The sequence below is a fragment of the Avibacterium sp. 20-129 genome, assembly GCF_026226845.1.
GTDB lineage: Bacteria > Pseudomonadota > Gammaproteobacteria > Enterobacterales > Pasteurellaceae > Avibacterium.
Window position 1 is genome coordinate 1,157,900 of the sequence record NZ_JAKKOE010000001.1, and the last position, 21,685, is coordinate 1,179,584.

Annotated in this window: 16 protein-coding genes and 1 pseudogene; 3 read left to right on the top strand and 14 right to left on the bottom strand. The window is 42.3% G+C overall.

Features of this window, described 5'->3' with window-relative positions:
• Positions 1–5 precede the first annotated feature (5 nt).
• The 3 genes from deoD to dusA all read left to right on the top strand — a co-directional run bounded on the left by deoD (position 6) and on the right by dusA (position 3,268).
• A complete protein-coding gene (deoD, locus tag L5B90_RS05495; protein ID WP_265762347.1) occupies positions 6–722 on the top strand; it encodes a purine-nucleoside phosphorylase in 717 nt (238 codons plus the stop codon).
• A gap of 141 nt (positions 723–863) precedes the next feature.
• Positions 864–2,270 carry a chloride channel protein gene (locus L5B90_RS05500; protein WP_250364004.1) on the top strand — a complete coding sequence of 469 codons (1,407 nt, stop codon included), beginning with the start codon at positions 864–866 and terminating at the stop codon, positions 2,268–2,270.
• Entirely contained in the window at positions 2,270–3,268 is a 999-nt protein-coding gene (gene dusA / locus L5B90_RS05505; protein WP_265762348.1) for a tRNA dihydrouridine(20/20a) synthase DusA, read from the top strand. The genes L5B90_RS05500 and dusA overlap by 1 nt, the downstream gene beginning before the upstream one ends.
• Before the next feature lie 99 nt (positions 3,269–3,367).
• On the opposite strand, the gene L5B90_RS05510 is transcribed toward dusA, so the two are convergent.
• The 14 genes and pseudogenes from L5B90_RS05510 to L5B90_RS05575 form a co-directional block, all read right to left on the bottom strand.
• A complete protein-coding gene (locus L5B90_RS05510) occupies positions 3,368–4,267 on the bottom strand; it encodes a pirin family protein (protein ID WP_265762349.1) in 900 nt (299 codons plus the stop codon).
• A 39-nt stretch (positions 4,268–4,306) separates the two neighbouring features.
• Positions 4,307–4,843, bottom strand: a complete 537-nt coding sequence (locus L5B90_RS05515) for an NADPH-dependent FMN reductase (RefSeq protein WP_250364001.1) — start codon at positions 4,841–4,843, stop codon at positions 4,307–4,309.
• A 148-nt stretch (positions 4,844–4,991) separates the two neighbouring features.
• On the bottom strand, positions 4,992–8,885 hold the full coding sequence (gene purL / locus L5B90_RS05520) for a phosphoribosylformylglycinamidine synthase (RefSeq protein ID WP_250364000.1): 3,894 nt from the start codon (positions 8,883–8,885) through the stop codon (positions 4,992–4,994).
• 205 nt (positions 8,886–9,090) lie between these two features.
• Positions 9,091–10,047, bottom strand: a complete 957-nt coding sequence (locus L5B90_RS05525; protein ID WP_250351025.1) for an ABC transporter permease — start codon at positions 10,045–10,047, stop codon at positions 9,091–9,093.
• Between the two features lie 69 nt (positions 10,048–10,116).
• Positions 10,117–11,625 (bottom strand): sugar ABC transporter ATP-binding protein, encoded by a 1,509-nt coding sequence (locus L5B90_RS05530; protein ID WP_265762350.1) that lies wholly within the window; start codon positions 11,623–11,625, stop codon positions 10,117–10,119.
• Between the two features lie 33 nt (positions 11,626–11,658).
• A pseudogene (locus tag L5B90_RS11610) lies at positions 11,659–11,751 on the bottom strand (ATPase); the annotation flags it as partial.
• Positions 11,752–11,974: 223 nt separating this feature from the next.
• Complete coding sequence (locus tag L5B90_RS05540; protein ID WP_250351028.1) at positions 11,975–12,910, bottom strand: substrate-binding domain-containing protein; 936 nt, start codon at positions 12,908–12,910, stop codon at positions 11,975–11,977.
• A 915-nt stretch (positions 12,911–13,825) separates the two neighbouring features.
• Positions 13,826–15,064 carry a beta-ketoacyl-ACP synthase gene (locus L5B90_RS05545; protein ID WP_265762351.1) on the bottom strand — a complete coding sequence of 413 codons (1,239 nt, stop codon included), beginning with the start codon at positions 15,062–15,064 and terminating at the stop codon, positions 13,826–13,828.
• 10 nt (positions 15,065–15,074) lie between these two features.
• On the bottom strand, positions 15,075–15,803 hold the full coding sequence (gene fabG / locus L5B90_RS05550; RefSeq protein ID WP_250363995.1) for a 3-oxoacyl-ACP reductase FabG: 729 nt from the start codon (positions 15,801–15,803) through the stop codon (positions 15,075–15,077).
• Entirely contained in the window at positions 15,800–16,255 is a 456-nt protein-coding gene (locus tag L5B90_RS05555) for an ApeP family dehydratase (RefSeq protein ID WP_265762352.1), read from the bottom strand. Before L5B90_RS05555 ends, fabG begins: the two co-directional genes overlap by 4 nt.
• Positions 16,248–17,468, bottom strand: a complete 1,221-nt coding sequence (locus tag L5B90_RS05560) for a beta-ketoacyl-ACP synthase (protein ID WP_265762353.1) — start codon at positions 17,466–17,468, stop codon at positions 16,248–16,250. The genes L5B90_RS05555 and L5B90_RS05560 overlap by 8 nt, the downstream gene beginning before the upstream one ends.
• 8 nt (positions 17,469–17,476) lie before the next feature.
• Positions 17,477–18,025, bottom strand: coding sequence for a hypothetical protein (locus L5B90_RS05565; protein ID WP_265762354.1), 549 nt, complete (start codon positions 18,023–18,025; stop codon positions 17,477–17,479).
• A 66-nt stretch (positions 18,026–18,091) separates the two neighbouring features.
• Positions 18,092–19,330: an NAD(P)/FAD-dependent oxidoreductase gene (locus L5B90_RS05570; protein ID WP_265762355.1), complete on the bottom strand. Its 1,239-nt coding sequence runs from the start codon at positions 19,328–19,330 to the stop codon at positions 18,092–18,094.
• Positions 19,331–19,357: 27 nt separating this feature from the next.
• Positions 19,358–21,685: an MMPL family transporter gene (locus L5B90_RS05575; protein ID WP_265762356.1), complete on the bottom strand. Its 2,328-nt coding sequence runs from the start codon at positions 21,683–21,685 to the stop codon at positions 19,358–19,360.

Genomic DNA, 21,685 nt, shown 5'->3' on the forward strand with positions numbered 1-21,685 from the left:
TTATTATGACTCCACATATCAACGCCCCAGCAGGTGCTTTTGCTGATGTAGTATTAATGCCCGGCGATCCATTGCGTGCCAAATACATTGCGGAAACCTTCTTGGAAGATGCCAAAGAAGTTACCAATGTGCGTAATATGTTAGGCTACACAGGCTCTTACAAAGGGCGAAAAATTTCGGTAATGGGACACGGAATGGGGATTCCCTCTTGTTCCATTTACGCCAAAGAATTAATTACCGATTATGGTGTGAAAAAAATTATCCGCGTCGGGTCGTGCGGTGCAGTACGCGCTGATGTGAAACTACGCGATGTGATTATTGGATTAGGTGCTTGTACCGATTCAAAAGTCAATCGTATTCGTTTTAAAGATAATGACTTTGCTGCCATTGCCGACTTTGAAATGACCCAAGCTGCCGTACAAGCAGCAAAAAATAAAGGCATCAACGTGCGTGTGGGTAACCTTTATTCGGCTGATCTTTTCTATACCCCTGATGTTGAAATGTTTGATGTGATGGAAAAATACGGCATTTTAGGCGTAGAAATGGAAGCAGCGGGCATCTACGGTGTTGCGGCAGAATTTGGCGCAAAAGCCTTAACCATTTGTACGGTATCAGACCATATCCGTACCCACGAGCAAACGAGCGCGGAAGAACGCCAACTGACTTTCAATGAAATGATTGAAATTGCGTTAGAAAGTGTATTGCTTGGTGATCAGGCTTAATCCCTAATGAAATCACACCGTACGGGAAACTAAGTGCGGTGTTTTTTTAGCAATTTTTCATCTTATTGATCCTTGGCATATTTTGCATAAGAAAATATTGCTATAATTTCCCTCAATTCATTTTCATCTCTGCTAACAAAAATGTTAATGCGATTTACCCAAAAAATTCGTCATTTTATTCATCGAAAATTACGCCAAAGCTATCGCATTTCGCGTAAAACCATTGAATTTTCCTGTCTGTTAATCGGTGCAGCGTTGGTATCCTTATTCTCCCTTGGCTTTGCCAAATTTGCCGATTTAGCCTTACATTGGAATGCCCACTGGAGTGCCAAATATCCTTATGCAGTATGGATTGTGCTGCCTTTAGGACTGGCTTTTTTGGCGTGGTTTACCGCTAAATACACCCCTTATGTTTCGGGCAGTGGCATTCCACAAGTGATCGCTTCAATTGATATGCCGTATAGCGCCAATAAAAGTAAGCTCATTGCCTTTGGACAAACGCTGTGGAAAATCCCGCTCACCTTTTTAGCGATGTTATTTGGTGCATCAGTAGGGCGCGAAGGGCCTTCTGTACAAGTGGGCGCGGCGGTAATGTATGCGTGGGGCAACGTGTGTCGTCGCCACGGTTTGGCATTTAAAGGCTTAAATGCCAATGAATTAATGGCAACGGGTGCAGCAGGTGGACTGGCAGCAGCATTTAATGCCCCTCTGGCTGGGGTGATTTTTGCGATTGAAGAATTAGGGCGTGGCATTTTGCTCCGTTGGGAACGCCGTGTGCTACTTGGGGTACTCACCGCAGGGTTTATTTTGGTCGCCATTGAGGGCAATAACCCCTATTTTCCGAATTATCAAGGTGAAACTTCCGTGCCTTATATGTTCTTATGGGTTGCATTATGTGGCATAGTAAGTGGCATTTTAGGCGGTATTTTTGCTCGCTTATTAGCTAAAGGGGTGGCTGGCACTGCACCAGCTAAAATTCGCGGGTGGATTCGCCGTCACCCTATTTATACCGCCTTTATTTTAGGCTTAATCCTTGCGGGGCTTGGCACATTCACCCACGGACAAACTTATGGCACAGGCTATGAAGTGGTTACTCAAGCATTGAGTGGTGTCGAAATGGGGAGCGAAGTAGGCATAAGTAAACTATTCGCCACCGTTGCAACTTATTGGACAGGCACGGCTGGGGGGATTTTCACCCCATCATTAACCACGGGAGCGGGCATTGGCGCACAAATCTGGTCGCTTACAGGAGGCATTGTAGATCAACGTTTACTGGTTTTATTATGTATGGCGGCGTTCTTAGCTGGAGCAACACAATCCCCTGTTACAGCAAGCGTGGTAGTAATGGAAATGACATCCAGTGAACCCGTGCTATTTTGGCTCTTGATTTGTAGTCTTATCGCTTCTATCATTTCACGCCAGTTTAATGCGAAACCGTTCTATCATTTTGCCGCAGGGCGTTTCCGCCAGCGTATTCAAGAGCAGGCAAAACAAGCTGAGTTAAAGCAACAAGAACAGCCAAAATCCGTACAAGAAGAAAACAAATAATGACCCAACAAAAATCAACAAAAAACACACCGCACTTTTATCGTGGGCGATTTTCTGTTGCCCCAATGCTTGATTGGACAACGCGCCATTGCCGTTATTTCCATCGCCAATTCAGTCAGCACGCATTGCTTTATACGGAAATGATCACCACAGGTGCAATTATTCACGCCAAGTACGATCATTTGGAATTTGATCTGGCAGAAAACCCTGTGGCACTTCAACTTGGCGGGAGTGATCCCGAACAATTACAACATTGTGCAAAACTTGCCGCTGAGCGTGGTTATCAAGAAATTAATTTAAACGTGGGCTGCCCGTCTGATCGCGTGCAAAACGGAATGTTTGGTGCTTGCCTGATGGCGAAAGCAGATTTAGTCGCAGATTGTGTGCAGCGTATGCAGTCTGTGGTGGATATTCCTGTCACGGTAAAAACCCGTATTGGCATTGATGATCTTGATAGCTATGAATTTCTCTGTGATTTCGTGCAGAAAGTGATGCAAGCAGGCTGTCAAGAATTGATCGTCCACGCACGCAAAGCGTGGCTCAATGGATTAAGCCCGAAGGAAAATCGTGAAATTCCGCCCCTTGATTATGAGCGTGTTTATCAGCTAAAACGGGATTTTCCACAACTTTTAATCAGCATTAACGGCGGGATTAAAACCATTGAAGAAATGCAACAACATCTGCGTTATGTGGATGGCGTAATGGTTGGGCGTGAAGCTTATCAAAACCCGAGTTTATTAGGCTATATTGACCACGCCTTGTTTGATCCGCAATGCCCCATTATTCATCCAAAAGAGGCAGTGGAAAAAATGTTCCCCTATATCGAACAACAACTTGCGCAAGGCGTTCATCTTAATCACATCACCCGCCATATGCTTGGCGCATTCCAACATTGCAAAGGCGCTCGTCAATGGCGCAGACATCTCAGCGAAAACGCCCATAAAACAGGGGCAGGCATTGAAATCGTGGAACAGGCTTTAGCTTTTGTGGAAGCCTAATTGTGGGAGAAACTAAAATAGAAAAGTGCGGTGCTTTTTTCGCAACTTTTTATTGTAAAAGAAAGCCCTTTTTACAAAGGGCTTAAGCGTAACGTTCGTTTATTCCACTAATTTGGCAGGCATTTCAGGCGCAATTAAGCGGCGTAAGCGCGTACCTTCCAGATCGATATGTCCAAAACGCGAATGCCCATTATTCCAATCCTCCACAGCTTGACGCAAAGCCGCTTGACTATCTGCGACAAAATTCCACCACACTAAGGTTTTATGTGCGAGCGGTTCTCCCCCGAGTAACATAATATGGCTGCCCGCCTCCCCTTTGATGTTAAATTCGTGGGTTTGGCAATCCGTTAAACTAACCAGTTGATCTTGTTGGTAAATTTGCCCTTCAATCTCCACGTTGCCTTTCAGTACCAGAACGCCATATTCAAAGTTTGGTTGCTGTTCTATACGCACTGTTTGGGACTGTTGAAATTGAATATCTACGCCAACTAATGGGCTATATTGCTGTGTTGGTGCGGTTCTGCCTTGATAGCTACCGGTGGTCAAAATGTAATTTACGCCATTTTCCTGCCATTCAGGCAATTGAGGATAATGTTGAAAATTTGGCTCAATCTCTTGATCCATTGGAAGCGCAATCCAAAGCTGTACCGCGTGAAGTTGATGCACGCCTTCAGGGGTTTGTTCCGTATGGCTAATGCCACGCTGGCTACCAGTGCCAGCAGTCATTAAATTCACTTGTTTGGGCTTAATTAATTGACGATAACCAAGGCTATCTTGATGCCAAACTTCCCCTTCAAGCATCCACGTAAACGTCTGTAAATTGGTGTGTGGATGCGCACCGACTTGCAAGCCCGCATTATTATCGGTAAATTCTGATGGCCCTGCGTGATCAAGAAAACACCACGCCCCAATGGTACGCTTACCCGCTTGTGGTAACAAACGCGCCACAGGAATGCCACCGACATCTTTGGTTATTGCATTTAATTTATCTACGCTCATTTTCGTTCCTTATGCTTTAGTTTATTGCCTTATGTTGCCTTATGCTTTCGCCCATTGAATAAAAGTTTGTGCAAACTTACTTAAAAAAACCGCGGTGCGTTCATCTGCTACTTCCCCTTGTTCATTAAGCGCTTGCGTCGCACGGCTAAGAAAAACTTCTGGAGAAATCAGCACATTCGCACCAATACTTTGTAAACTTTGACGAATTTGCAGACCCGCATTAATCCCGCCATAAGCGCCCGGTGAGGCAGTAACAATAGCCACTTTCTTACCTTGCCATAAATTTTGTCCATAAGGTCGAGAAGCAATATCAATGATATTTTTCGTGGCGGCAGGCATTGCGCGATTATGTTCAGGGCTAACAATGAGTACTGCATCAGCCATTTTAATTTGCTCACGCACGCGATCATATTCTGCCACGCTTTCCTTATCGCGATCTTGTGTGTAAAGAGGCAAATCATCAATGCGTACTTCCTGCACCTTTACCTCAGCAGGAAACTGAGCAACGATGTAATTTGCAATACTTCGATTAATAGATTGTTTGCTTAAACTGCCAATAATCAGCGAAATGTTCATTATTATAACCTCAATACATTAGGGGAAATTTTCGCCAATTATAAATCTCCCCCTCCTCCCAAACAATCGGCATTTTAGAAATGATCTTTTTCCTGATAAGAAAAAGTGCGGTGAAAAATTACCGCACTTTGTTTTTTCCTATGCTTTCTTATTTTAACGCGACTCTTGCGTTTCTGAATAATCGCATCCACGCGCCGTCTTCTGTCCAATCTTCAGGATACCACGAATTGGAAACTGCGCGGTAAACTCGTTCTGGGTGTGGCATCATAATGGCGACACGTCCATTGCGGTTGGTGAGTGCGGTAATACCATCCACGGAACCATTTGGGTTGGCGGGGTATTGGGTGGTTGGGATTAGATCATTATCAATATATTGTGCAATAATCAAATTTTGTTCACGCAACATAGCAAGTTGCTGATCATTTTTGAACTCTACACGTCCCTCACCGTGAGAAACCGCGATTGGCATATGAGAACCAGCCATTCCGTTAAACCACAGTGAAGCCGTCTCATTGATGCGAACCATTGCGACGCGCGCTTCAAAACGTTCCGATTGGTTACGCACAAAACGTGGCCACGCTTCTGTTCCCGGGATAATTTCAGCTAAGTTAGCGAGCATTTGGCAACCATTACATACCCCGAGTGCAAGGGTATTTTCACGAGCAAAGAAAGTGGCAAATTGATCGCGAAGTGCGGTGTTAAATAGGATAGATTTTGCCCAGCCACCGCCTGCGCCTAACACATCACCGTAAGAGAAGCCACCACAAGCCACAAGCGCTTGGAAGTCTTTCAAATGATGGCGTTGATGTTGCAAATCGCTCATATGCACATCAATGGCATCAAAGCCTGCACGGTCAAAGGCAGCGGCCATTTCATAATGGCTGTTTACGCCTTGCTCACGTAAAATGGCAATACGTGGACGTACACCTTTGGCGATATAAGGTGCCGCAATGTCTTCATTCACATCATAAGTTAAAGACACGGAGAAGCCTTTGTCATTTGGATTTTTCTTCGCGGCAAATTCTTGGTCTGCACATTCTGGATTATCACGCAATGCCTGCATTTTGTGGGTCAATTCTGCCCAAATGCCACGCAATTCAGAACGGGTTTGTTTCAATAACACTTTCGTGCCACGCGTGATTTCAAATTGATTGTTTGCGGTTACCGTGCCAAGTTCTTTCAGTAGATACAGTACACCATTTTGCTCGAAAGCCTGACGAACAGCGGGCAAATCACTGTCTTTCACTTGGATCACCGCACCTAATTCTTCATTAAACAATACGGCAAGATCGTTATCGCCTAATGCACTAATATCTACGGATACGCCACAATGCCCTGCAAACGCCATTTCGGCAAGGGTGATAATTAAGCCGCCGTCTGAACGATCGTGGTAAGCCAGCAATTTTTGTTCATTCACAAGTTGTTGCATTGCATTGAAGAAGCCTTTCAGGCTTTCCACATTCACCACATCCGCTGGCTTATCACCTAATTGTTTATAAACCTGCGCCAATGCGGTTGCGCCTAAGCGATTTTTCCCTTCACCTAAATCAATCAAGAATAAACGGCTGCTGCCTTTGTCGGTGCGTAATTGTGGGGTGACGGTTTTGCGTACATCCTCCACCCGAGCAAACGCACTGATCACTAAAGAAAGGGGGGCGGTGACGGATTTTTGTTCACCATTTTCCTGCCAAGTAGTTTTCATTGACATTGAATCTTTCCCCACGGGAATGGTCAAGCCCAATTGCGGACAAAGTTCTTCTCCTACGGCTTTGACGGCTTCATAAAGCCCTGCATCTTCGCCCGTATGCCCTGCGGCAGACATCCAGTTAGCAGAAAGTTTAATGCGTTTAATATCGCCAATATCCGTTGCGGCAATATTGGTGAGGCTTTCTGCTACGGCTAAACGTGCAGAAGCAGCGAAATCTAACAATGCCACAGGGGCGCGTTCACCCATTGCCATTACTTCACCGTGATAGCTATCTAATGCCGTCGTCGTGACTGCGCAGTCTGCTACGGGGATTTGCCAAGGACCAACCATTTGATCGCGCGCTACCATACCTGTTACGGAGCGATCGCCAATGGTAATCAGGAAAGTTTTCTCAGCCACCACAGGTAAGCGTAATACACGGTGTAGCGCTTCTTTTAATTCAATAGTTGATTGATCAAGCGGTGGGTTATGCACTTGTTTAGACTCAATGTCGCGCGTCATTTTTGGCGTTTTGCCGAGCAACACGTTCATTGGTAAATCAATCGGATCATTATGGAAATGCTCATCGTGCAAGGTGAGATGTTCTTGTTCTGTGGCTTCACCAACCACAGCAAATGGCGCGCGTTCACGCTGACAGAGTTGTTCAAATAAGGCCAATTTATCTGGCGCAACAGCCAGCACATAGCGTTCTTGCGATTCGTTACACCAAATTTCTAACGGCGACATTCCTTTTTCATCACATAAAATATCACGCAATTCAAAGCGTCCGCCACGTCCGCCATCGTGAACTAACTCTGGCATTGCATTAGACAAGCCACCTGCGCCCACATCGTGAATAAACAGAATTGGATTGTCCTCACCCATTTGCCAACAGCGGTCGATCACTTCTTGGCAACGGCGTTCCATTTCAGGGTTATCACGCTGTACAGAAGCAAAATCCAAATCTTCTTTCGATTTGCCTGATGCCATTGAAGAGGCCGCACCACCGCCTAAGCCAATATTCATTGCAGGCCCACCAAGTACAATCAATTTTGCGCCCACAGGGATTTCACCTTTTTGCACGTGTTCTGCACGGATATTCCCGATACCACCTGCGAGCATAATAGGCTTGTGATAGCCACGCACTTCTTCGCCATTAAAGCTGTTTACTTTTTCTTCATAAGTACGGAAATAACCAAGCAAGGCTGGACGACCAAATTCATTATTAAATGCCGCACCACCTAAAGGCGCTTCTAGCATAATATCTAATGCTGAGGCGATTCGATCAGGTTTAGATAGCGCGGTTTCCCACGGTTGCTCAAAATTTGGAATGACCAGATTTGAAACAGAAAATCCCACTAATCCTGCTTTTGGTTTAGCGCCTCTTCCTGTTGCCCCTTCATCACGAATCTCGCCGCCAGATCCCGTTGCAGCCCCGGGGAAAGGGGAAATTGCCGTTGGGTGGTTATGGGTTTCGACTTTCATTAAAATATGCGCATCTTCATTATGATAACGGTATTGCCCATCTTGATCTGGGAAAAAGCGTCCAACTTTTGATCCTTTCATTACCGCGGCGTTATCTTTATACGCTGAAAGCACATAATCTGGGGTTTTCTCAAAGGTATTTTTGATCATTTTGAACAAGGATTTTTCTTGTTTTTCACCATCAATGATCCAATCGGCATTAAAAATTTTATGGCGACAATGCTCTGAATTGGCTTGCGCGAACATATAAAGTTCTACATCAGTCGGATTACGCCCAAGTGCGGTGAAATTTTCCACTAAATAATCAATTTCATCTTCTGCCAATGCCAACCCCAGAGACACATTTGCTTGCGCTAATGCATTACGCCCACCTGCCAAAATATCCACTCGGGTAAAGGGTTTTGGTTGCTGTTGCTGGAATAGCACTTCGGCTTCTTGTGGCGTGCGGATTACCGTTTCCATCATTCGGTCATAAATATGACTAACAAGCTGGGTTTGCTCTTGCTCATTTAAAGTACGTTCTAACTCAAAATAAAACGCTAATCCGCGCTCTAAGCGTAAAACTTTATTTAAACCGCAGTTGTGTGCAATATCAGTGGCCTTTGACGACCAAGAAGAAATCGTGCCAACACGAGGGATAACAATAAAACATTCCCCTTGTGGTTCGTGCTGTGCCAAGTTTGGACCATAATGTAATAATTGGGTTAATTCTTGCTCTTCAAGCGTATTCAATGCTTCACTGAGTTCCGCAAAATGTTGATATTCTGCATAGCAAGATTTCACTGGAAGTTGTGCTTGTTGAAAGCGTTGGACGAGTTGATTTAAACGGAAAGGCGAAAGGGCTGGAGAGCCACGAAAAATCTGCAACATAGACTTACCATTGGTTAGATTAATGAAAAACTTGGCTATTATAGAGGAATTTTTAGCAAAACGAAAACGTTTGCGTAAGTATGGTAATGGATAAAAGACGAATTCATTAAAAACGTGATGTTATGGATAAAAAAAGAGAAAAAAACGACCGCACTTTTGATTTAGGCAAAAGGCGGTTGTTAATTAGCTAAGGCAAGCGAGAAATTTAGCTCGCTTTTTTACGACGTTTTAAAGTATCGAGTAATACAGCAAAAACAATGATTAATCCTTTTACAATTTGTTGCCAGTAAGGATCGACTCCCAGCATATTTAAACCTTTGTTGGTTGTACCAATAATCAATGCTCCAATTACACACATTGGAATGCTGCCAAAGCCACCACTTAATGATACGCCGCCAATCACTGCTGCGGCGATTGCATCAAGTTCCCAAGCTAATCCGTAAGAAGGGTTACCCGCATAGGTTCGTGCTGCGAGTAATGCCCCCGCTAAACCAGATAATGCGCCCGCTAAGGTATAAACCCAAATTAAGGTTTTAGTGGTGTTGATTCCACAAATTTTTGCCGCATTAAGATTTCCGCCCACAGCATAAACGTGGCGTCCAAAAGTAGAACGACTGAGTAAAATATGTGATCCAATTACAATCAAAATATATAAAATAACTAACCCAGGTAAGCCAAATACATTTACATCAGCAATCCAAGTAAAGGCTTCAGAAGAGGCATCAATTGGGCGTCCATCTGAATATAATTGTGCCGCACCACGAGCAATAATCATCATACCTAAGGTGGCGATGAAGGGAGGAATTGCGCCTACTGCGGTTAATGTTCCATTAATTGCTCCGAGGAATGCGCCTAATGCTAATGAAATAGCGAAAGCGAGCATTGCAGCACTTACAGAATCACCGCCAGTCACTACTGAAGCTGAAACCACTGCGGTAAGCGCCACGACAGAACCAGAGGATAAATCAATCCCTGTTGTGATAATTGCAAAAGTTACTCCAATAGCAATGATTCCAAACATTGAAACCTGTTCGATAATACTCCAAACCGTACGAGCAGAGAAAAAACCATCAATTGAGAGAGAAAGGGCTAAAAATAGTCCAATTAAGATAAAAACCATTCCATAAGCATTTATGATTTTTTTGAAAGTCACATTTGACATAATATATACCTCATCTGTGTTTACCATTTTACTAGTTTGAATGAATGTTAGTCTGGTTTATAAATGTTGTTATGCACCAGATGCTAATTCTAAAACCCGTTCTTGCGTTAGTTCTTGATGTGGGATAATCCCAACTTGATGTCCTTCGTGCATTACCATAACACGATCGCTCATTGAAAGTAGCTCTAGCATATCTGATGTAATCATAATGATTGTTTTTCCTTGTTTGGATAACTCAACCATTAATTTATAGAGTTCTGCTTTAGCCCCCACATCAATACCTTTTGTTGGTTCATCAAGGATTAAAATATCAGGCTCAAGTAAAAGCCAACGGGCAAGTAACACTTTTTGCTGGTTTCCTCCTGATAGATTATTAGTAATGACTTCGACATTTGGCGCCTTAATTTTGAGCTTATCTTTTTGTTCATACGCCGTCTTTTGCGCTCGCGTTACTGATACCAAAAAATTTTCCAAATAAGGGGACATTTTCGGCATAATCATATTGTCAGTTATGCTTAAATTAAGAAATAATCCTGTCAATTTACGATCTTCTGTTACAAAACCAATTTTGTATTTCATCGCATCTAAGGGATTATGAATTTCAGCTTTTTCACCATGAATATAAATTTCGCCGCTATCCGCGGGTTTATAACCAAACAACCCTTCGACTATTTCAGAACGACCAGCCCCCACCAAACCAGCAATACCAAAAATTTCCCCTTTACGCACTTTGAAATTAATATCTTGATATTTTCCTACACGAGTAAAGTGTTTCACCTCAACAACAATTTCATCTGAAATCTCAAAACGTTCACGTTGGAACATTTCAGACATATCTCGTCCAACCATCATTGAGATAAGTTGATCTTTAGTGATCTCTGAAGTGGCTTTTGTACCAACGTATTGTCCGTCGCGAATTACGGTGATTTCGTCAGAAACTTTAAATACTTCGTCTAATTTATGTGAGATAAAAATAATGGCGATACCACGTTTTTTTACAATATCAATAATACGATAAAGTTGTTCTACCTCAGTTTCAGTTAATGCTGTTGTGGGTTCATCCATAATAATGACTTTGGCATCATTGGATACGGCTGTTGCAATTGCAACAAGTTGTGCTTTCGCAACAGAAACTTCAGACATTTTGACTGTAACATCCATTGGGACACCAAGATTATTAAGAATTTCTACCGCTCTTGCATTCATCTCTTTTTGATTAAGCAAAAAACGCCCTTTCGTAATTTCTCGCCCAAGATAGAAGTTATCGGCAATGGTCAAATTCGCAGCAGGTGAAATTTCTTGCGGCACCATTGTTAAACCACGTCGAATCGCATCAATCGGTCGGGTAGGTTTAAAGGGTTTATCATCTAAAATTAACTCGCTGCCCGCATCGGGGGTGTAAATGCCATAAAGCACTTTCATCAATGTCGATTTACCGGCGCCATTTTCACCCATTAAGGCGTGAATAGATCCTCTTTTTACTTTTAAATTAATTCCATCTAACGCTTTTACCCCAGGAAATGTTTTAGAAACGTTACGCATTTCTAAAATATAGGGAGATTTTGTTGCTGTACTCATACTTTACTCCTTCATATCAACTATTTATCAGAGCTATTCTTTATATTTATTGAGATATTGTGTTTTTTTATCAGGTGTAACTAATTCAAATGGAATCCATTTTATCGCGGGAACTTTTTCTCCTTTGGTCACTTTAATAAGTGGGGTATCAGACAAGCTATACATCGAAACGCCGATAGTGAAGGATTTGGCAAATAATGTCGGAATAAAGAAAATGCCAATAAATAGGAAGAATAGTTTTTTGAACATCACTTATACTCCAAAAATAATGTAAAAATGAACCGCACTTTGAGTTATCTCATTTATTAGTTGAAGGACAAAGCCAAAGCTCTGCCCTTCTGTATGAGTGTTATTTATATTTGGCTTGATATTCCTCTTTTTTATCAGGGGTAACTAATTCAAATGGAATCCATTTTATTGCAGGGACTTTTTCGCCTTTTGCTGCTAAATACGCAACTTCTGCTCCAGCTGCACCTTGCCCTTTAGCTGATTGATAAACCGTAGCATCTAGTCCTTTACCTAAATATTCCAATGCATCGGGCGTGGCATCCAAACCCACAATAAGAATATCTTCATCTTTTAGCCCCAGTTTACGTGCAGCAAGTAATGCACCGATTGCCATTTCATCATTGTTGCTCACCACAACATTAATATCTTTATTTGCTGCCAATACGTTTTCAGCAATGCTCAAACCTCTATCACGTTCCCATTTTCCTTCTTGCTCTGTCGCGATGTTAATATTTTTATGTTGTGCAAAAATATCTTTATTACCTTGAGTTCGCTTAGTTACTGCATCTTGCCCTAAAGGCCCTAATAAAATTAATGCATTGCCTGATTTGCCACCTAACGTATTCACAATAAAATCTGCTTGGATACGTCCCCCCTCAATCTCATCAGAACCGACGTAACTTGTAACATATTTCATATCTTCATCATTAGGTTTACGATTAACAATAATGAGTGGAATTTTTGCTTTTTGTGCTTTACGTCCAATAACCTTAACAATATTTGGATCTGTTGGTACAACAAGCAAAGCATCAACATTTTGATCGATAAACGTTTCCACATCATTTAGCAAACGAGCTGGATCGCCATTTGCATCGGATAATTTAATTTCCACATCATCGTGTTTCGCATCAAAATCACGAATTGAATCTTGTAAATATGTCTGCCATTTATCCGCGAAAGAATTCATTGGGGCACCAATCATAAGCTGCTTACTCATTACAACTTGAGATGTCAATAACAATCCGCCGCACAGCATTGCTAATAGTGTTTTTTTCATTCTTCTACTCCTATTTTAAAGGTTAGATTGATCACAAAGCTGAAATACCACTATATTGCACAAGGTTCCATTTTTGTGAATATAAATTTCAAATTTAGATAATTATGAAATAAATCATCTATTTTTATATATAGCATTAAGGGAAAAATGTCGCAATCATCAAGTTAAAAAATTGTGAATTAGATCGTGTTTTCGTATTTAGAAATAAAGAAAATGCATAAAAACTCACATTTTTTTCTGCCGTACTTATAAAAAATAGAAATCTAAGCATTTTTCTGTTATTTACATAATTTTAATCGCCAAAATCTGGTTTCTAACCTAAAATTTGATCTTCGCAACAAAATGAAATTTCACGCCCGAAAATAGAAGTTTTTGAAATTTAATTTTCAATGAAAAGGGTTATTTAGATGCCATCCACTTATTTAAAAAGAAATGAAAAAGAATGATGTGAGTATTTATGTCCTCTATACGATTTTTATAGCATTAGTTGCTATGTTAGTTCGATACCACACTAAAGAAGATGGTCTGGGTAACTCGAAGATTATTATTTTTCAGGACTTGATTAACCAACGCGTTCATCTCTGATTCAATGATGTTGAATCATCGTTCTAATGAACATAATGGCTATTCCCTCTCGCAATATAGTGTGAGTTTTCTTCAATGAGTAAAAGCAGGAAATTTAACGACTATTGCTGGCAAAATGGTAATGTTTGACTAATAACCACGATGAGAAACGCAGGTTTTTCCTAAGCATAAAAAGCGTTAAACCGTTGCTTAATCTTTTATTCATAGAGAAAAAAATTCGCAAAAATTCAACCGCACTTATTCTTTTGTATAAAAATAAAGTGCGGTTGAAAATCATTGAATTTTTTGTTGTACTACAGAAAATTCTATTTCTAAATATCCACTATATACTTAGTCTTCCGTCCAGCGCCTAAAAATGAGCGATGTATTTACCCCACCAAAGGCGAAGTTGTTATTCATTACATAGTCTGTGTGAATTTCTCTTGGAGCTTGACGAATGTAATCGAGATTGCCACAACGTGGATCGATATTATCTAGGTTGAGCGTTGGTGCAAACCAATTATCGCGCATCATTTCAATGGAAAACCAAGATTCTAATGCACCGCACGCGCCGAGCGTGTGTCCGAGATAGCTTTTTTGTGAACTGAGGGGAACATTGCCAAATAATGCGGCGGTGGCAAGGGTTTCAGCTATATCACCTTGTTCTGTGGCTGTTCCGTGTCCATTCACATAACCAATTTGCTCAGGGCATAATCCCGCATCTTGTAAAGCTAATTCCATACAGCGTTGCATTGTTTCTTTTTGTGGACGTGTAATATGACTGCCATCGCTGTTTGCGCCATACCCAACTACTTCCGCTAAAATCGTTGCGTTGCGTGCTTTGGCGTGTTCAAGTTCCTCTAATACTAAGATCCCTGCACCTTCGCCGATGACTAAGCCATCACGCTCTTGATCATAAGGACGTGGTGTTTGCTGTGGTTGGTTATTCCGGCGACTTGCGGCATAAAGAGAGTCAAACACATAGACTTGTGAAGGGCAAAACTCTTCACCGCCACCAGCTAACATCATTGGGATCATTCCATATTTGATCGCCTCATACGCATAACCAATACCTTGACTGCCTGATGAACAGGCGCTTGATGTCGGGATAATACGTCCACTTAAGCCAAAGAAAATACCGATATTTGCCGCGGTAGTATGAGGCATCATTCGTACATAAGTATTGGCATTACTGGTGTTGGGATAACCTGCCATCATTAAACCGAGATCTTGTATGTCTTTGGTGCTGCCTGATGATGAGCCACTTGCCACACCCATATTGCCATTGAGGACGCAAGGATCAAGTTCACCATTTTGCAATAACCCCGCATTTGTTAGCGCCATTTCAGCAGCATCAACACAAAGCTGCGCCACTCTGCCCATACTGCGTAATTGCTTACGATTCCAATGCTCAGGTGGGGTATAGTGGTTAATAGGCGCACCAAGACGAGATTCTATTTCCCCATCTAGCTTGCCCCAATCCATTGTTTGCACTGCATTTTTTTGTTTCGCAAAAGCCTGTTTAATGCTTGCCCAATCACGTCCAAATGCGGTAATACCGCCGATACCTGTTACCACAACGCGTTTCATTATTTTTTCCTTAGCATAATCCGCCATTCACGGCGATAACTTGACGAGTAATATAGCCTGCTTTTTCGTTCATTAAGAAATCAACGGCGTGTGCCACCTCTTCTGGTTCCCCCATTCTTGCTGCGGGAATCGCTTTGAGAATCTCTTCAACAGGCACATTTTCATCTAAAATTTCTGTATTGATTAATCCGGGAGCCACACAATTTACCGTGATTTTACGTTTTGCTAATTCCACCGCAAGCGCTTTTGCCGCACCAATAATACCTGCTTTTGAGGCACTATAATTGACTTGACCACGATTTCCTATTAAACCAGAAACAGACGTGATACATACAATTCGCCCAGCTTTTCGACGGCGAATCATTGGCATCATAATGGGGTGAAGAACATTGTAAAAGCCATCTAAATTCGTGCGTAACACAATATCCCAATCTTCATCCGTTAAAGCAGGAAAAGCATTATCTCGGGTTAATCCCGCATTCAGTACCACCCCGTAGTAAGCACCAAATTGTTCTACATCTGCCAGTAATTTTCGTGCGGTATTATCACGATCACTCACATCAAATTGCAAAATACGGGCATTTCGCCCCATCGCACGAATTTGTTCAGCAACGGTTTCCGCTTCCGTAAGTCGGCTACGGCAATGCAACACAATATCAAACCCCGATTGCGCCAGTTGTAATGCAATGGCTTTGCCAATACCACGACTAGAACCTGTAATTAATACGCTATCTGTCATACTTTTCTCTCTTTTGGTGGACGCAATACATTCAGCGTTCCTTCAATAATCAGTTCATTTGTATTTTTATTTCGCAGTTGGCAGTCAAACACGCCAAAACCGGTATCATCTTCAAGGGAGCGATGAACACGAATTTCTAATGTACTACCAATAGGAATAGCCTGTTGATAAATATGCAATTTTCTTGTTCCAAGCCAATAACCTAAGCCAATAGGTTGCCCTGCTCGAACGCATTTACACCCCGCCCAAGCAGCAATGCCCTGCGCCATAATTTCTGCCCCGACAAAACTGGCTAACTTGCCGTTTTTTAGCAAAATATGATCCGCTCTCACTTGTGCTTGTGCCACCAGAAAATCTTCCCCAACTTCATCAAGTTGTTGTAATAGCACCATTTCGCCACTATGCGGTAACAGTGGCGCAATATTGGTAATTGGGCAGGTTAAATCAAACATCGCATTCTCCTAAAATGAGTACAGTATTATTACCGCCAAAAGCAAACGAACTACTTGCCCCAATCCGTTTTGCCCGTTGCCAACGACTATTTGTGTCGGTAATTGCAACCTTAGGTAAAGTAGGATCTGGCTCACCGTCCCATAATTGGGGTGGCAATTTCCCTTCTGGATTGAAATCAGGATGAATCATTCCCCATAAAATGGCGGCCTCCACAGCACCTGCTGCGCCTAATGTATGTCCTGTGTATGGTTTTGTTGTAGTGCAAGGGGTATGTTCACCAAACACATTATGCACAGCGAGAATTTCCATTTGATCATTATGAATAGTGCCTGTACCGTGCAAATTGATCCATCCGATTTCATCTGCCACAAGCTGACTATTTGCTAAAGCCGCACGAAATGCGGCAATTGCGCCTTCGCCTTCTGGATGGGGTGAAGACATATGATAAGCATCACTGCTTGCCCCATAGCCAAGTAATTCTACTGATTGTCCGAAAGGCTGTTTAGATAGCACAAACATTGCCGCTCCTTCACCAATATTAATGCCTTTACGGTTTGCAGAAAGTGGATTCGTCTGGCTATCGGATAATACCGATAAGGATTGAAAGCCTTTGATCGTTAAAGGGGATAACGTATCCACGCCGCCACAAATCACCGCATCACACAGATTATTTTTCAATAATCGTGCCGCACTCATCAAGGCTCTCGCGCCAGAAGTACAAGCAGTAGAAATGCCATAACATAATCCACTCAAACCATATTGCCACGCCACAAAATCTGCGGGAGCAGAGAAATATTGTTGCTGCTGTTTGAAAAGCACACGAGACCAATCTTGATGTTCCGCCGCTTGCTTAAACAGCTCAATATTTTCATCTACTCCTGTGGTAGAGGTACCAACCACGACTGCAATGCGATGTTTACCGAACGTCTGAATAGCTTGCTCAATCTGCGTTTCCAGCTGTGCCAAACAATGCCACAACAATTGATTATTACGGCTACGATGCGCTGCTGGAACAGTCTTTGGGAACGGGCGAAATGGCACATTCACCGCGCCATACATTCGTGCATTATCTAGCAATCCATTTTCACTAAATGGTGTATCACACAAACTTAATGTAGAAGGTGCACCAGATAATAACGTTGAAATATGGGCAGCCAGCCCTTCACCTAAACTACTGACCACCGCAGGTTGCGATAAATACAATTTACTCACATTATTCCTTAATTTAGTAAAGTTACACGCCAATGGCTATTGTCGGTTAAATCAATTTTCCACACGGGAGATTGCCCTTCAATCGACCAAACAGGCTTATGATTAATAAAATAAACTTGTCGCTTACCTTGCATTTCCATTCTGCTAAATGGAAAAAGCGGGAAATCTGGATATAACGCCGTTGCTATCGCAGAAAACAACCATTTTGCCTGCGGGTTTGGCATAACAAAGCCATCATTTTGCCAACCTTGTGGCGTTAAAATCACCCTTGCCAAAGGCGCACCAAGGGGATCGGTTTGCACCCAACGCCATTGTCTAGGTTGATATTGTAAGGCAAGTAAACTTTGTTGCTGAGAGCGATGTTGCTCGTCTTGCCGTTCAATCTTAAATAATTGGCTACTTGGCGTATTGGTTGGGAAATTTTGCGCTTGTGGTAAACTTTGGCAGCCCATCACGCCACAGAATACAACAGCAATAAACCAAGCTCGCCATTGACTTATTCTTTTTATCATCATATTAAGTGCGGTTGTTTTTTTTACTTTTTTCGATTGTAGCATTTCTTTTTAGATCAATGAACAGGGATAAAATTCTCAAAAATCGCACCGCACTTTATTTCCTCTTTTTTATTTATCTTGGCTCGCTGTGCCACAAAACTCAGCCAACGCGGCAAGGCGTTGTGTAGATTTTGCCACAAATGGATTCGCACTATCCCACGCATACCCAGCTAAAATGGAAGAAATCATACGACGAATTTCGGGCTGTGGATCTTTCGCATACACCACATCTTGAAATGAGCCGTCATACCAACCATTCACATAAGTGCGAAATGCATCTACACCAAGCATTAGCGGATCGGCAAATTCTTTTTGCCAGTCCACAATATCACCGTTGACTTGTCGCACGATCAAAGGGACAGCAAGATGTGCGGAATGCAATGCGATCGTAACCCCTGATGAAAAAACAGGATCTAAAAATTCCGCCGCATTCCCTAATAAAGCAAAGCGCTCTCCGTGCAAGGTTTTTACATTCGCAGAATAACCTTGAATATGACGATAAGGGAAATCATTATCCCACACGGCATTTTTTAATATGCGTTTTAGCATTGGGCATTCTAATGCAAATTTTTTTAACACCTGTTCGTCATCGCCTTCAAGGGTCTCAGGCAAACCAACCACACCAATAGAACAACGATTATCGGCAAAAGGAATAAGCCATAACCATACATCTCGGTGTTCTGGATGAGTCGTAATAAGAATTTTGTTTCGATCAAACTCAGGATCATCAATATTGTCATCAATATGGGTGAAACGCGCCACACGCGCTGGCAAGTGTGAAGGTAACTCCAAATCTAATAAGCGTGGCAATACGCGCCCGTAACCACTTGCATCAAGAACAAATTTCGCGTTCAAATTGTAGCTTTCGCCTTTATCGTTACGCACCTGTAATTGCACGCCATCATTTTGTGTTTCAAAAGCTAATACTTCATTGCCAAAACGGACATCAACGCCACGTTTTGCCACTTCATCAATTAAAATTTTATCGAAAATCCCCCGTCTGACTTGGAAAGTTGTACCAGCCCCAGCGGTAAATTTATCGGTAAAATCAAAATAAGTATAACGATTGCCCCAAGTGAAAGCAGCGCCGTTTTTAAATTGGAAACTCGGTTCGCGATTTACTGCCTCAAGCAATTCAGCTTCACGCAAAATTTCCATACAATAAGGTAGTAAGCTTTCACCAATGACAAAACGGGGAAAATATTGCTTCTCTAATACACATACCGATACCCCTTGTTTCGCTAATAATGCAGCCGCCACGGAACCTGAAGGGCCTGCACCAATAATCGCGACATCATATTGACTCATTTTTTGCTCCCTAAAAAGTCATTGTTATTATTTACGATACATCATAAATGCGATACTCACCGCACAGATCACACCAATACTCACGCTCAACCCAAACAATGCCACAGCGGGCGTATGGCTTAGGGTGAGCAAGCCAAAAGAAATTAGCGTCGTACTTGCAGCAAGTACAATAGCAAATTGCTTATGGGCATTTAACCCAGAAACACTTTGCAAATATGCAACATAATCCACAGCAATAGCAGAAACCAACAACATTCCAAACATTGCAAACAAGCTGATGGGTAAACCAAGCCAACCGAAAATACCCAAGGTGGTAAGCACCGCAAAAACGGGGACAAATAACATTTTTCCACTCGCTTTGGCACCGAAATAACGCCACAACAATAAACCTGCTAAGACAAAGGAAAGTAATTTTAGCCACACGGCTTGATTACGAGTTTGCTGGAAAGCTTGGTTTAAGTGGCTACGCTTGTCTTGCCAGAAAATATCGTGATGATTAGCAAGTTGTGATAAGGCTTGGTGGTCGCCTTTATTAACAGGGATAATCGCGGCTTTTTGTCCAGCTATCTGCCCTAAATACAAACTTTGCCACCCCTGTCCTAATGGCGTATTCAATGCCGCTTGCAAAGAAAGCGCTGGTTGATGAACTAATTCTTTCAGTTGTTGTTGCACAATTTCAGCAGGAACCCCCATTGCACTGAGTGGTGCATAATCCTGTGATGATAAGTGTTGCAATTGTTGTGCGAAAATACGTTGTTGTTTTTCACTCATTAGCCACTGGCTTAAAGATTGATAACTTTCTAGCTGCTGTTGCTGTTTGGCTTGTTCTAATTGACGATCAAGTGCGGTGATTTTTTCGAGTAATTTTTCGTCATTTTCCGCTAAAACTAAAAAATATTGCCCACTTAATTGCATTCTTGTTAATTCACCAATTTTTTGTGCTTGGCTAACTAAATTCGGTGATAATGCCACCCACTGACGAATATCATCTTGCCACTTAGATTGGACAATTCCTCCCGCAACAAAGAGGGCGAATATGCCTATCAAGGCTTTTCGGTAAAGCAAAAACATTTGAAAAAAGCGCCGCACTTGATAAAAAGCGTATAACAACTTTGTTGGGCGTTTATTCTGATAATGGCGAAAAAAATCGGGTAATAAAAGTTGCGTAAACAGCACGGCTGCCAGTAACGCCGCCGCTGAAAATAAGGCGGTTTGCTGTAATATAGGCAATGAAGTAAAACCAAGCAACGCATAACCTAGCAACGTGACCAATAAACTCACACTAAAGGTAAGGTGTAGTTTTTGCATTGCTTGCTTTGCTTGCCAACGGTGAGAAAGCAATGAGCCAGAAAGCCAATGCAATGGAAAATCAATCAATACGCCAATTAAACTTGTGCCAATGACGAGGGTTAAAATATGCACTTGCCCAAACCAAGCAAGGGTTATGACCACTCCCACTAACACACCTGCCACAATAGGTAAAAATAACCATAACACTTGTAGCGAGCGAAATACCACCAGCAACAGCGTTAAGGTTAAGCCCACCCCAAAGCCACTCATTAATTGGCTTTCTCGCTCTGCACTTTGCTTGGCTTGCAAGGCAAATAGGCTTGCGCCTGTGATATTCATTTCTGCCCCTTGTGAGTGCGCAAGTTGCTGATTTTGTTCAATCAGTTGTAGCAATGCTAAAGGGGGAGTAAGCCAGTTTTGAGGGGTTAATTCCCCTTGTAATAATATCCAGCTTTTTCCCTGCCCATTCACGCTAAGCACACCACTTTCTGCTTGCCATTGTACATTACTCTGTGGCTGTGCTTGTGCAAGCGTAAATCGTCCAAAACCGAGCCAATCTTGATCCAACGGCAATATACTTTGTGCTGCAAAAGGATTGCTCATTTGCTGCGCATATTGCTGGAAATATTGATGAGGTTGCTGAATTAATTGAGTGCGAATATGGGCGGGTAACGTGGCAAAAGCGAGGGTTTTCACTGCTTGGCGAAGTATATTAAGATCAGGCTGGAACTCACTGTTCACCTGACGAAATAAACCACTCTGACGCCAACGTTGAGCAATTTCCCGTGAAAGTTGAATCCCATTATCAAGCGAGCTTGCACCAATCAGTGCAATGATTTTCCCATTTAACCGCTGTTCTTGCTGTTTATCAACTTGCTGTTGTATGGTTTGCCATTGCTGATCTTCTGGCAATAATGCTTGTAAATCAGTTTGCAGCCAATTACCACGCAAAATAAATATCACCAGTGTAATTATGCAAAACACCAAGCTCATTACATACGCAATACGAATTGCCATAGAAAAAAGTGCGGTGGAAAATTTTGATGTTTTGACTGACTGCGACAT